Genomic DNA, 12,164 nt, shown 5'->3' on the forward strand with positions numbered 1-12,164 from the left:
GGGCCTCCTAATCGAGGTGATAGACTTGCGGCATCATGCTCCACCACTCTGAGTCGGACGCGGTGGCGAGGCGGGCCTGGCAGGGGTCGGTGAGCGCCAGCCAGCGCTTGGTCACCGCGAGCTCGCCGAGGATCTTCATGTCGGCCGCATAATCGGTGCCGGCATATTCCCAGTAGCCGAAGAGCAGGTTCTCCGGCTCGCGCAGGTAGATCGAATAGTTCCGGATGTTGGCGGCAGAAAGCGCCGCATTCATCTCCGGCCACGGCTCGGCGTGCAGCTTTTTGTACTCGGCAAGCTTCTCCGGCTTGACGCCGATCACCATGCCCATGCGTTCAACCATTGCCTACTCCTTGGTGCCGCCGGCGGTCATGCCCGAGACCAGGTAGCGCTGGGCAAAGAGGAACACGATCATCACCGGGGCGATGGCGATCAAGGTGGCAAGCGCCAGCGCCGAGAGCGAGATCGTCGTGGACGCGGCATTGGTCGGGTTGAACGACGGCACGTTCGACAGCAGTTCGGCGAGGCCAACCTGGATCGGCGCCTTGCGGCCCGGTAGCGTCACATACGGCAGGAAATAGTTGTTCCAGTTGCCGGTGAAGTTGAAGAAGCCAACCAGCGCGATGACCGGCGTCGCCAGCGGCATGGCGATCTTCATGAACACCTGGAACTCGTTGGCGCCGTCGATGCGTGCCGCGTCGAGAAGATCGCGCGACACGGCCGTCGAGAAGTAGATGTAGGTGAGGTAGACGCCGAACGGGAAGAACGAGAACGGCAGGATGGCGGCGAGCGGATTGCCGATCAGCCGAACGGCGCTCAGCTCGAGAAAGATCGGCAGCACCAGCGCCGTGCTCGGCACCAGCATGACGACGAGCGTCGTCGCCAGCAAGGCCCTGCGGCCGCGGAATTCGGTGAGCGCCATGGCGTAGCCGGCCGGGATCGAAATGAGCAGCGTGATCACCAGCGCCGCGATGCAGTAGAAGGCCGAGTTGCCGATCCAGGTCCAGATCAGGCCGCCCTGGAAGGAGACGAGGCTCTGCCAGTTGGCGAAGAGCGTGCCGAGATCGCCGATGGCGAACGGCGCCTCGAGCAGCAGTTGCCGGTCGGTCTTGGTTGGGGCGACCAGCAGCCACAGGAGCGGCACGATGAAGAACAGGGCGAAGACGATGAGCAGCAGGATGCCGAAGACGCGGCCGAGCCACGCTCCCGGCGACAGATCCTGGGCGCGCCCGCCGACGAAATCCGAACTAGGCGCGCTCAAAGAGACCACCCTTGAAGACGAAGACGATGGAAAGCACCAGCGCGACAGCCAGCAGCACCAGCGAGATCGCCGCCGAGCCGTTGAAGTCGTTTTGTTTGAACGCGTAGAGGAACGCGAGCTGGTTGAGCGAATAGTCCAGGGGAACCACGCCCCGGCTCGCCTGGGAAAGGACGCGCGGCTCGACGAAGAGCTGGGTGCCGCCGGCGAACGACAGGATCACCATATAGGCGATCCACTTGCGCATCAGTGGGATCTGGATCGACCAGGCGATGCGGATGGCGCCGGCACCATCGACGCGGGCGGCCTCGATGACATCCTTGCTGATGTTGTTGAGCGCGCCGTACATCACGACGATCCAGCCGCCGGCACCGGTCCAGAACGCGATGACCGCGAGGACGAAGGGCAGCCGGGTGGCCTCGACGGCGCCCACCAGCGAAGTGATGCCCAACCCCTCCAGCAGGAACGAGACGGGGCTGACCGTCGGGTCGAGCACGAAGAGCCACAGCATGACGCTCGAGGCGCCCGCGAGGGCGCCGGGAATGTAGTAGACGAAGCGCATGCTGCCCGAGAGCCAGCGGATGCCGATCGAATGGACCAGCAGCGCCAGCACCACGACGAGGACCACCAGCAGGATCAGCCAGACGACGAGGAAGATGCCGACATGCTCGACCGCGGGCAGGAAGCGGTAGTCCTTGAAGACCTTGGCGAAGTTGGCGAAGCCGACAAAGGCGCCCTTCTTGGTGAAGGCCAGATAGACGGCATAGAGCGCCGGCATGATGCCGAAGAACAGCAGGAAGAGCGTGTAGGGCCCGGCGAACGCAACGCCGATACGGCGCTGCGCCCGTTCAACACTGCCGTTTCGCGCTCTGGGCCGCTGCCCGCCCTCTAGCGGGCGGACAGCGGATTGGTCGAGACTAGTCAAGTTGGCAGACTCCAGGACCCTTGCTCGGATTATTCGACGGTGTAACCGACGACCTGAGCTTCGTTCTTCATTTCCTGCTGCCAGTCGGCAGAGAGGTCCGTCATCGTCTTGCCGGCGGCGAGGCCGGGCGTGATGACCTTGGCCCATGCGGTTTCAGGCGAGAAGTTCGGGTAGCCCCAGCCGTTCCAGACGCTGGACGCCGCAGCCGAAATCGCCGCCTTGAAGTCGCCGGAGTAGAAGCCGCTGGCCGCCTGCGCATCGAGCCACTTCTCAGCGGCCGACTTGTAGGCCGGCAGACCGCCGGTGCCAGCCGTCTTCTCGTCGGAGACGATGAACTGCAGGAAGGTCTTGACCGCGTCGGGCTGGGTCGTGTGGCTGGAGGCATACCAGACGCCGCCGCCCACGTTGCCGGTCACCTTGTCGCCGTCCGTCCAGGAGAGCGGCTCGGCAGCCACCCAGTCGCCGGCCTTGGCATTGACGCCGCCCGGGTTCTGGAAGAGCGCGCCCGCGTACCAGGCCGGGCCCGGGATGGCGACGAGCTTGTCGGCGGTGGCGACGAAATTGGCACCAAAGACGCTGTCGAGCGTCAGGGTCTTGTTGGCGACCATGTGGTCGATGAGCGCACTCACCTTGACCGAGTTCGGCGCGGAGGTGTCCGACTTGAAGGTCTCGCCTTCGACCTGGAAGATCGGCGCCTGGCCGGACCAGTAGTAGATGTAGGGGCCTTCGAACGCATCACCGATGCCGCCGAGGAAATAGCCCGGGTGATCGGCGGCGAGCTTGTCGCCCAGCGCCTGATAGTCTTCCCAGGTCTTGGGGGCGTCGTAGCCGAATTCCTTGAGCAGGGCCTGATTGTACCAGAACAGCACCGGCGCGAGGTCATTGCGGAGGCCGTAGACCTTGCCGTCGATGGTGACGGGGTCGAGCGCGCCCGGCGTAAAGCCATCGAGGAAGGCCTGGTCGAGGAAGCCCTCGTTTAGCACCTGCGCGAAGGGCTGCACGCCATTGGTCTCACGCGAGACCCAGGCGGCGTCGTTGTTCTGGGTCGAGAACACCACGTCCGGCCAGCCTTCGCCGGCCTGATCGGCAAGGCCGATCTTGGTCTGGAAGGTGCCCGAGGCGCCCGACGAACCATCGTCGACGACGAGGTTCACCTTCACTTCCGGATGCGCGGCGATGAACGCCTCGACGGCCGGCTGGCGGGTTGCGTCGGCCCAGACGGTGATTTCCTGGGCGAGTGCTGCGCTCGCGGCGAACATCGCCGAAAGCGCAACAGTAATGCGCAGAAGCTTCATGGTGGTCTCCTCCACTTAGAGCGTTGTGGTTATTCGGCCGCGCGCTGGCTGTTGCTGACACGCGGGTTATGTGGGGCCTCGCCGAGTTCGGTGCGCGGCAAAAGCGTTGGGCGTGCCCAGTCGCGGCGGGCGGTCTCGTTGAGCACGAGGCCGTGGCCCGGCCGGTCCGGCGCGTAGGCCCAGCCGTCACGGATTTCGACGGGCTGGTCGACCAGGTGGTCGAAGTTCTGGAACGAGTATTCGAGCCACTGCACCTCCGGCAGCGCGCAGGCCGCGTGGATGCCGACTTCGAGGAAGGTATTGCCGAGGCTCACAGGAACGCCGCGATCGGCGGCAAGCCAGCCGATGCGCATGACGTCGGTAACCTGGCCGTGGACGTTCAGGATGTCGGTGCCACCGGCCTCCATCAACAGCCGCTTGCCGCGGGCATCGAGGTATTCGCCCGAATTGATCAGCGTCCAGCTGGCCGCGTCCTTGAGCATCTTGAGGCCGACGAAATCGTCGCGAAGGATCGGATCCTCGACCCAGAGCAGCTCGTGGCCGGCGTCGCGGATGGCGGTGAGCTTCACCAGCGCTTCCTTAGCGCCCCATGCTTCGTTGGCATCGACCATGACGAGAGCATCCTTGCGGACGACATCCTTGAGGATCTTCAGCCGGTTGAGGTCCCAGTCGAAATCCGGACTGCCGACCTTGATCTTGAAGGCACGGTAGCCGATCGCGTCGGCGTGGGCAAAGAAGCGGGCGAACTCTTCGTCGCTCAGGTGGAAATCAAGCCCGCTGGCATAGGCTTCGACGCGTTCGCGGCGGCTGCCGAGCAGCTTGTGCAGCGGCAAGCCGACTTCCTTGGCCGCCAGATCCCACAGCGCAACCTGCAGCGCTTCATGAAAGGGCAGCGTGTATGCACGCTGGTTGCCGCCGCGCGGGCGGCTGACGCGATGGACGAGCGCCGCCGGCGGCTGGCCTTCGAGACTTGGCCAGGCTTCCGAGCGGAATACACGCTCGATCTCCGCCTGATCGGGTAGCGGATGAAACAAGGTCTGGATAAACCCCAGCCCGACCGCGCCGGTATCGGCAATCAGTTCGAGCGCCGCTATGTTCACGTCGTCGGCGCGGACTTGGCTGTCGCCGATGACGCGATCGCGGGCAAACTGGAAGCGGGTGATGCGGAACTCGACAATGCGCATGCGATCGGTCTCTAATAGACTAATTGAGCCATCTGATTTATCAGACGGCGACGCTAATAGACCAGATCAGGGGGCGAGGCAAGTGGCCCGATACGAACAGACAATGGCAACGGCGGAAACCGGCGGCGCGGGCCGACTGAGCGACCTGGCTTACAGCCGCATCCTCGAAACGCTGTTCGACCGGAAGATTCCTGCCGGCGCGTTCCTGTCGCAGAACGATCTGGTCAAGCTGCTCGGCATTCCTGTCGGACCGCTGCGCGACGCGCTCAAGGTGCTCGAAACCGAAGGGGTGCTCACCGTGCATCCACGATCGGGCATCCAGTTCGTAAAGCCGGGGCTCGAGCTTACCCGCTCCACGTACCAGTATCGCGGCATTCTCGAGCGGGCAGCGGTGGCCGTTTATGCCGAGACCGCGGATGACGGCGAACTCGCTGAGATGGAGCAACGTCACCGTGCGGCAATCGCGGCGATCGAGGCGGCCGGCTTAACCGAAGCGAACAAGGAGGAACTGGAGAGCCTCGAACGCATCCTCCACAACGCCATCATCGGCAGCCTCAACAACCCGCTGATCGACACCAGCTACAAGCGCATGCACAACTACCTGCGCCTCGTGCGCCTCGATCGCAAGCTAACCGCCCCGCTCGCCCTGCGGTCGCTGAAGGAGCACATGGAAATCATCCTCGCCTGCCGCCAGCGCGACCCGGAGAAGGCGGTCGCTGCGCTCTCAGCCCATTTCACGGCAGCGCTGCAGCGGCACATGGGACTGTACTAGGTCGAGGGCGCGCCACGCCATTCCGACTGCGTTCGCCGGAATTTCCATCTGACGTCCCTTTGCCGAAAGCTAGACGTGCAACAGGGTCTTGATGGCGCGTCGCTCGTCCATGGCACGGTAGCCTTCGGCCACGTCCGCGATCGGCAGTTCGAGATCGAACACCTTGCCCGGGTTGATCTTGCGCGTGAGCACGAGATCCATCAGGTGGGGCAGAAAGCGGCGCACCGGCGCCGGCCCGCCCAGCAGGTTCTTCTGGGAGAAGAACAGGAACTGGCCATCGAGTTCGACGCCATGCGGCACGCCCACGAAGCCGATCGAGCCACCCGGCCGTGCCGCGTTGATCGCCTGCAGCATCGACTCGTTGGTGCCGACACATTCGAGCACCGAGTCGGCGCCGACGCCACCGGTCAACTCCCTGATGCGACCGACGCCCTCATCGCCGCGCTCCGTGACGATGTGGGTCGCCCCATATTCGAGCGCGAGATCCTGCCGGGACTTGTGGCCGCTCATCGCGATGATCTGCTCGGCGCCCATTTGCTTTGCGGCAAGCACGCCCATGAGACCGACCGCGCCGTCCCCGACGACGGCAACCCTCGAGCCCGGCTGCACCCGTGCGGCATCGGCCGCGTACCAGCCGGTGCCCAGAACATCGGACACCGCCAGCAAACTCGGAATGAGATCATCCGAGGGGATATCGGCCGTCGCCAGGAGGGTACCGTCAGCCAGAGGCACGCGAGCCAGCGGCGCCTGCGCGCCACTCATGAATTCGCGCTGTTCGCAGGACGACTGGAAGCCGTACTTGCAATGCGGACATGTATTGTCCGACGTGGCGAATGAGCCGACGACGAACTGGCCCGGCCTGACGGTCTTCACGTCGCTGCCGACCTCGACCACCACGCCGCAATACTCGTGCCCCATGTGCTGCGGGCTGGTGATGGCTGCGAGACCCCGATAGGGCCAGAGATCCGAGCCGCAAATGCAGCTGTAGGACAGCCGGATAATGGCGTCGGTGGATTTGAGGATTTTCGGTTCGGCGACATCTTCGTAGCGAACGTCACCGGGCGCATGGAGGACTGTTGCGAGCATGGGTATTCTCCTTGAATTCTAGGTGGTGGAACCGGCGTCCACACGCTCGATCCGCAGCGAAAATCGGCCGCGAACGAGCAGCGGCTCGAACCCGCTCTCGAGGCGACCGAGGCGGATAAGGCCGCGCGACCAGCGATATCCGGCGTAAAACAGCGCGAGGTTGCCCCAGGGCGCGTAGTAACAGAGGTCTCCCGGCTGCTCGTTGCCGAAGGGCCCGCTGCCCACCTCGGTGAGCTTTCGCGGGAGGTAGGCGATCTTCTCGTTGTCGGCATAGTTGTCGATGGTGAGGTCGAGCGGCAGCATGGAATGGAAGTCGCGCGCCGAAGGATTGTCGTGGAGCGCGGCGCTCGTGATCTGGCCGTTGAATACGAGGCGGACCTTGGTCTCAGTCATAGGTTCATCCGCTGGGTCGAGCGCCACGCCACGAAGGCCAGCAGCGAAGATCCGCAGAGAAGTGCGGCGCCCAGGGCGAAGGGGCTCCACCAGCCGGCCGAGTCGAACAGCAGCCCTCCCGCTCCGGCGCCCATGGTGATGGCGAACTGGATGATCGCGACCTGCAATCCACCGCCGGCTTCGGCGTCGTCCGGCAGCGTCTTCGCCAGCCAGGCGCCCCAGCCTACCGGCGCTGCGGTTCCGAAAAAGCCCCAGGCCAGCAGCAGGCCCGCGACGACGATCGGCATCCCGCTGCAGAGGATGAGTGCAACCGCGAGGACGGCCATCACCGTGGGGATGGCGACGACGATGCTGAACAGGCGCCGCTCGAGGAGGCGGCTGATCACCCAGGTCCCGGCCACCCCCGCCAATCCCATGACCAGCAGGATGGTGGAGAGGGTCGCCACCGAAACACCGGTCACCGTTTCGAGATAGGGCCGCAGGTAGGTGAAAAGGGCGAACTGGCCCATGAACAGCAGCATGATTGCAGCCATCCCCAGGGCGACGGGCGGTCGCTTCAGCAGCCGGAATACGTTGCCCTCGCCCTCCGCACCGCGGGGCGGCAGCGAAGGGAGCACCATCCACTGCCAGACGAGGGCAAGCGCGGCTAAGGGAACAACGAAGAAGAAGGCGCCGCGCCAACCGATCGCATCGCCCAGCAGGCTACCCAACGGCGCCGAGATCGTCGCTGCGATCGCATTGCCGGCGTTGAGCATCGCGAGTCCCTTCGGCACGTCACCGTCAGGAACGAGGCGCATGATGATGGCGGTCGACATCGACCAGAAGCCGCCGATGGCAAGGCCAAGCAGGGCCCTGCCCCCCATCAGCCACGCATAGTTGGGGGCGAACGCGACCATGGCCCCGGACACGATCAGCAGGGCCGAGAACGACAGCACGACGATGCGCCGATCGATTTTGCGGGTCATGTGAGCGACGAACAGGCTCGTGACGACAGCGAATAGTCCCGAGATGGAGATCGCCTGGCCCGTCTGGCCTTCGGTGATACCGAGATCGCCCGCAATCGGCGAAAGCAGGCTTACCGGCATGAATTCCGACGCGATGAGAACCGCGACGCACAATGCCATCGAGACCACTGCACCCCAGGCGGCGGGGGAGCGTGCGAGCTTGTTCTCGTAAGTGGCGTCCATGAGCTTCGATCTCCGGACACCAACATAGGTCGACGCCGCTCAGCGGATTAGCCATAGGAATTCGCATGGACCTATCGATCTGTGATATAAATCGAGCGGGGAGATCGACCGATGCGCAGACAAGAGCTGGCCGACATGCTCTGGTTCATGACCGTCGCCGAGGAGCGGAGCTTCACGAAGGCCGCGGCGAAACTGGGGACCTCGCAGTCGACGGTCAGCCACACGATCCGCAAGCTCGAGGCGCGCCTGGGACTGCGGCTTCTGACCCGGACCACCCGAAGCGTTTCTCCCACTGAAGCAGGAGAACGCCTTCTGCGCTCACTGTCACCACGCATCCGGGAGATAGAGGGCGAGATCGACGGCCTGATGTCGTTCCGCGACAAGCCGTCCGGCACCGTGAGGATCACTGTGTCCGACCATGCCTTCGAGAGCGTCGTCTGGCCGAAGCTGGGGCCGGTGCTCAAGGATTATCCGGACATCAAGCTCGAACTCCGCCGCGACAATGGCTTTCGAAACATCGTCGAAGAGCGCTTCGATGCCGGCGTGCGACTGGGTGAAAGCCTCGACAAGGACATGATCGCAGTGCGCATCGGTCCCGATTGGCGTCAGGTGGCAGTGGCGTCTCCCGCCTATTTCGAGACGCACCCCATCCCCCAGGCGCCCCAGGACCTTGTCGCTCATACCTGCATAGGCATGCGCTACGACACATCCGGGAGCCTCTATGCCTGGGAGTTCGAGAAGGACGGCCGTGCGTTGCGGGTGCGAGTGGATGGCCAGCTGACCTTCAACACCTCATACCCAATGATCGACGCGGCGCTGCAGGGGTATGGCATCGCGTACGTGCCGGAAAACCTCGTGGAACGGCAAATCGCGGAGGGACAACTGGTTCAGGTCCTCGACGATTGGTCCCCGATGTTCGCCGGCTACTACCTGTACTACCCGAGCCGGCGCCAGAACTCGCCGGCATTCTCGGTGGTAATGGAGGCGTTGCGGGCCTGATCAGCGACGCGACGCCCGGCCTGCTTAGGTCCCGCACTCCACCCGAACGTCCGGGATGCCCGGAGCGCTCAGTCGCAGAGTTGCTCGGCCGCTGGGCCGGACGAACACGATGATCCGGCCGTCCAGCGTTTGCCGATGCTGCGCGGCGTACGGGGTGCTGTCGCTGAGATCGCCGTTCTCGAGCCCCAGCAGCGCACCGCCGTCCATTTCGGCCGTCACGACCTTCTCGCCGCGCGCCACTTCGCCGCGCTCGTCGCGGAGCGTGCACTCGATCTGAATGATGCCCTCGGGCGTGAGGCCGGCATCAGTGCAGCGGCGCTCGGCGTCGGCAGGTGCCTGCCATGCGATGGCCTCGAGCCTGACCGCATCGCCCCGCGGCCCGAGCTCGTCCGTGGCGACAACCTCGCCGTCGCGGCGTGTCTCGAGCAGCAGGGGGAAGGGGCGCGGCTCGGTTACGGCGACCCAGTAGCCGTTCTCCTCGTTGCGGGTGAGCGGAAGCTCCACGCCCCCGCAGGTCAGTCTGGGTTCTCCGTTGCTGAAGCAGAGGACCTCGACGGCTGGCCCGGCAGTGCCGTCCCAGAGGCGCGACAGGGCTGGGTGCGACCAGAGGTTCTGCTGCTCTGCCTGCCCTTCATGCGGACGGGTCACGATGTAGGCCATGGGCTCGTCGGACCACCAACTGCGGCGGAGGTGGAAAGTGTGCTTGCCGAAGCCTGCGACCGTCAGCAGGCCCGCAGTGGAGCCATGCCAGGGCCACCCGCCCGTCTCCCCCAGGTAGTCGATGCCGGTCCACAGGAACTGGCCAGCGATGTAGTCGTTACGGACGACCGCCAGCCAGTCGGAGTAACGGTGCCAGTTCTCGCTGCCGAGCATCGGCTGGTTGGGGAACTGGCGGTGATCCGCCTCGTACAGGTGTTCCTTGTAGTTGTAGCCCACGAGGTCCAGCGGCTCGAGGAAGCCGGTATGGCGGGAGAGTTCCGGGAAGGCCGAGCCGACCGTCACTGGGCGCGTCGGATCCTTCCGCTTGACGATGTCGGTGAGCCGGCGCGCGATCGTCGCGAGGCGCCGGGCGTCGGGCCGATTTGGGTCGTAGGCGCGTTGCTTGGCCGACTTGTTGGCGTCGTTGTTACCCGTCATCGCCTCGAACCTGGCACTGGCGTAGGGATCGTTAGGGTAGTCGATCTCGTTGCCGATGCTCCAGGCGATGATCGAGGGATGGTTGCGATGGACGTCGACCATGTTGACCAGGTCGCGCTCGTGCCATTCGTGGAAGTCGTTGGCGTAGCCCTGGTGGCGCGGCGGATAGACGTTGTGACCCTGCCACCACTTGTTCTTGGGGTTTTCCCACTCGTCGAACGCTTCATCGATGACGAAGAAGCCGAGCGCGTCGCAGAGCCCGTAGAGTTCCGGCGCGTGGGAATTGTGGGCCATGCGCACGCCGTTGCAGCCCATGTGCTTGAGCGTCAGCAGCCGGCGCAGCCAGACCTCGGTGGGCACCGCCGTGCCAAACGGACCGGCATCCTCGTGCAGACACACGCCCTTGAGCTTCCGTGGTTCGCCGTTGATGAAGAAACCGTGGTCGGCGTCGAAGCGGAAGGTGCGGATGCCGACCGTTTCCTCGTAGGTGGCGCTCCCATTCGGCCAGGTCAGCGTGGTGGTGAGACGATAGAGGCCCGGACTTGTGTCGCTCCAAAGCTCCGGCTGTGGAACCTCACCCGTGACGTCGACGTCGGACGATCCTTCGGCAGGCACCCTGGCCTGCGCGGTGAATGCGTGCACCCGATCGGTGGTCAGCGACCGTAGCTCGTGCCGCACGCCTACCGTCACGGCCGCGGAAGTGTCGTTGCAGAGCGACTGGGCGACCCGGACGGTGGCCTTGGAGGTATCCGCGGCGACGGTGGTAAAGGCGGTGCCGTATTCGGCAACCCGCACGGCCTCATGCACTTCAAGCTCGACCCGGCGGTTGATGCCGGTGCCGTTGTACCAGCGGGAATCCGAGATGTCGGTGTGCTCGACCCGGACGCTCACGACGAGGTCGTCGCTGTTGGCGTAGGAGAGGATCTCGGTCAAATCGAACGAGAACCGGGCATAGCCCGAGGGCCGGCCGCCGACATTGTAGCCGTTCACCCAGACCCGGGCGTTCTTGTAGACGCCGTGGAACACCAGCCGGACGTGTTTGCCGGCGAAATCGCCGACCTCGCGCAGCGAGACATGCGCCCGGTACCAGCCGATACCACCCGGCAGGTAGCCAGTACCGCTCGAATGGGATGGCGAGAACTCGTGCTCGACGCTCCAGTCGTGCGGCACGGTGAGTTTACGCCAGGTGGAGTCGTCGAACCCCTTGGCCCACGCGTCGGGCTGGTCCGCGAGGGTGAACTGCCACTGGCGGATCTCGAATTTATGCATGAGGCGTCGGCCCTTATGTCTGATCGGCCCGCTGCGCGGCGATGTACTTGCTGAAGATGCGGGTGAAGAGGAAGCCGTTGACCACGGCGATGCCGGCGAAGCCGACCAGGAGCCAGAAGAGGCCGTACCCGGTCACCTGCGGGTAGAAGACCGTGATCGTGGCGCAGAGCGCGATGAGCGCCAGCGCGGCCAGTGCCGTCAGCGGATGCTTCCACGACAGCAGCCTTGCGTTGCGGAGCACGTCGCGCGTGCGGCCTTCGAAGTTCGCGAGATACGGGAACACGAAGAGCGCCGCCGCCGCGAGGGTGAAGGCGAGCACGTACCAGATTGCCAGCAGCACCAGCTCAGTCATGGCACCGAAGGCGAGGTTGGTGACGACGACGTACCAAGCGGCGAGCACGCCTATGAGGAGCGCGAGCACCAGCCCGATTACGGTTGCCTGACGGAAGTTGCGCCGGAACGAGCGGAAATAGTCGCCCGTGACGGAGTTGCACTCGCCGGTACCGATCCGCATGGCGGTGAAGTTCAGGGCGGTCAGCGAGGCGCCCAGCGTCACGACCGGGATCGAGGTGGCGATGAACAGCAGGTTGAGGATGATCACGTCGGCGAGCCTGGTCAGGCCGCGCATGAGTGCGGAGTCCGCCGAAAACAAGCTGTCCACT

The 12,164-nt window shown here is 64.8% G+C and carries 12 protein-coding genes; 2 read left to right on the forward strand and 10 right to left on the reverse strand.

Annotation, left to right across the window (positions count from 1 at the left end):
• Positions 1-7 precede the first annotated feature (7 nt).
• From AC1DYL_RS08790 to AC1DYL_RS08810, 5 genes are read right to left on the reverse strand one after another with little or no spacing between them, the layout of a single operon-like run.
• Positions 8-340 carry an L-rhamnose mutarotase gene (locus AC1DYL_RS08790; RefSeq protein ID WP_477172851.1) on the reverse strand — a complete coding sequence of 111 codons (333 nt, stop codon included), beginning with the start codon at positions 338-340 and terminating at the stop codon, positions 8-10.
• Between the two features lie 3 nt (positions 341-343).
• Entirely contained in the window at positions 344-1,258 is a 915-nt protein-coding gene (locus AC1DYL_RS08795; protein ID WP_477148110.1) for a carbohydrate ABC transporter permease, read from the reverse strand.
• On the reverse strand, positions 1,245-2,180 hold the full coding sequence (locus AC1DYL_RS08800) for a carbohydrate ABC transporter permease (protein WP_477148111.1): 936 nt from the start codon (positions 2,178-2,180) through the stop codon (positions 1,245-1,247). Before AC1DYL_RS08800 ends, AC1DYL_RS08795 begins: the two co-directional genes overlap by 14 nt.
• 29 nt (positions 2,181-2,209) lie before the next feature.
• Positions 2,210-3,475 carry an ABC transporter substrate-binding protein gene (locus AC1DYL_RS08805; RefSeq protein ID WP_477172852.1) on the reverse strand — a complete coding sequence of 422 codons (1,266 nt, stop codon included), beginning with the start codon at positions 3,473-3,475 and terminating at the stop codon, positions 2,210-2,212.
• A gap of 29 nt (positions 3,476-3,504) precedes the next feature.
• A complete protein-coding gene (locus AC1DYL_RS08810) occupies positions 3,505-4,659 on the reverse strand; it encodes a mandelate racemase/muconate lactonizing enzyme family protein (protein WP_477172853.1) in 1,155 nt (384 codons plus the stop codon).
• 103 nt (positions 4,660-4,762) lie between these two features.
• On the opposite strand from AC1DYL_RS08810, the gene AC1DYL_RS08815 reads away from it, so the two are divergent.
• Positions 4,763-5,431: a GntR family transcriptional regulator gene (locus AC1DYL_RS08815; RefSeq protein WP_477172854.1), complete on the forward strand. Its 669-nt coding sequence runs from the start codon at positions 4,763-4,765 to the stop codon at positions 5,429-5,431.
• 69 nt (positions 5,432-5,500) lie between these two features.
• On the opposite strand, the gene AC1DYL_RS08820 is transcribed toward AC1DYL_RS08815, so the two are convergent.
• From AC1DYL_RS08820 to AC1DYL_RS08830, 3 genes are read right to left on the reverse strand one after another with little or no spacing between them, the layout of a single operon-like run.
• Entirely contained in the window at positions 5,501-6,517 is a 1,017-nt protein-coding gene (locus AC1DYL_RS08820; RefSeq protein ID WP_477172855.1) for a zinc-dependent alcohol dehydrogenase family protein, read from the reverse strand.
• 18 nt (positions 6,518-6,535) lie between these two features.
• Positions 6,536-6,967, reverse strand: coding sequence for a cyclophilin-like fold protein (locus AC1DYL_RS08825; RefSeq protein ID WP_477173117.1), 432 nt, complete (start codon positions 6,965-6,967; stop codon positions 6,536-6,538).
• The gene (locus AC1DYL_RS08830; protein ID WP_477172856.1) at positions 6,907-8,097 is read right to left on the reverse strand and encodes an MFS transporter; all 1,191 of its coding nucleotides are present in this window, start codon (positions 8,095-8,097) and stop codon (positions 6,907-6,909) included. Before AC1DYL_RS08830 ends, AC1DYL_RS08825 begins: the two co-directional genes overlap by 61 nt.
• Before the next feature lie 111 nt (positions 8,098-8,208).
• On the opposite strand from AC1DYL_RS08830, the gene AC1DYL_RS08835 reads away from it, so the two are divergent.
• On the forward strand, positions 8,209-9,096 hold the full coding sequence (locus AC1DYL_RS08835) for a LysR family transcriptional regulator (RefSeq protein ID WP_477156321.1): 888 nt from the start codon (positions 8,209-8,211) through the stop codon (positions 9,094-9,096).
• A 24-nt stretch (positions 9,097-9,120) separates the two neighbouring features.
• On the opposite strand, the gene AC1DYL_RS08840 is transcribed toward AC1DYL_RS08835, so the two are convergent.
• Both AC1DYL_RS08840 and AC1DYL_RS08845 read right to left on the reverse strand, forming a co-directional pair.
• The gene (locus tag AC1DYL_RS08840) at positions 9,121-11,502 is read right to left on the reverse strand and encodes a glycoside hydrolase family 2 TIM barrel-domain containing protein (protein WP_477172857.1); all 2,382 of its coding nucleotides are present in this window, start codon (positions 11,500-11,502) and stop codon (positions 9,121-9,123) included.
• A gap of 13 nt (positions 11,503-11,515) precedes the next feature.
• Complete coding sequence (locus AC1DYL_RS08845) at positions 11,516-12,163, reverse strand: YesL family protein (RefSeq protein WP_477172858.1); 648 nt, start codon at positions 12,161-12,163, stop codon at positions 11,516-11,518.
• Position 12,164: the final 1 nt, after the last annotated feature.

The sequence above is a fragment of the Devosia sp. P1_H9 genome, from assembly GCF_056405135.1.

What these genes read in the sequence shown, in the direction of transcription:
- AC1DYL_RS08820 (WP_477172855.1), bottom strand. Translation starts at nt 6,517, where the DNA reads ATGCTCGCAACAGTCCTCCATGCGCCCGGTGACGTTCGCTACGAAGAT.
- AC1DYL_RS08840 (WP_477172857.1), bottom strand. Translation starts at nt 11,502, where the DNA reads ATGCATAAATTCGAGATCCGCCAGTGGCAGTTCACCCTCGCGGACCAG.
- AC1DYL_RS08835 (WP_477156321.1), top strand. Translation starts at nt 8,209, where the DNA reads ATGCGCAGACAAGAGCTGGCCGACATGCTCTGGTTCATGACCGTCGCC.
- AC1DYL_RS08815 (WP_477172854.1), top strand. Translation starts at nt 4,763, where the DNA reads ATGGCAACGGCGGAAACCGGCGGCGCGGGCCGACTGAGCGACCTGGCT.
- AC1DYL_RS08805 (WP_477172852.1), bottom strand. Translation starts at nt 3,475, where the DNA reads ATGAAGCTTCTGCGCATTACTGTTGCGCTTTCGGCGATGTTCGCCGCG.
- AC1DYL_RS08790 (WP_477172851.1), bottom strand. Translation starts at nt 340, where the DNA reads ATGGTTGAACGCATGGGCATGGTGATCGGCGTCAAGCCGGAGAAGCTT.
- AC1DYL_RS08810 (WP_477172853.1), bottom strand. Translation starts at nt 4,659, where the DNA reads ATGCGCATTGTCGAGTTCCGCATCACCCGCTTCCAGTTTGCCCGCGAT.
- AC1DYL_RS08830 (WP_477172856.1), bottom strand. Translation starts at nt 8,097, where the DNA reads ATGGACGCCACTTACGAGAACAAGCTCGCACGCTCCCCCGCCGCCTGG.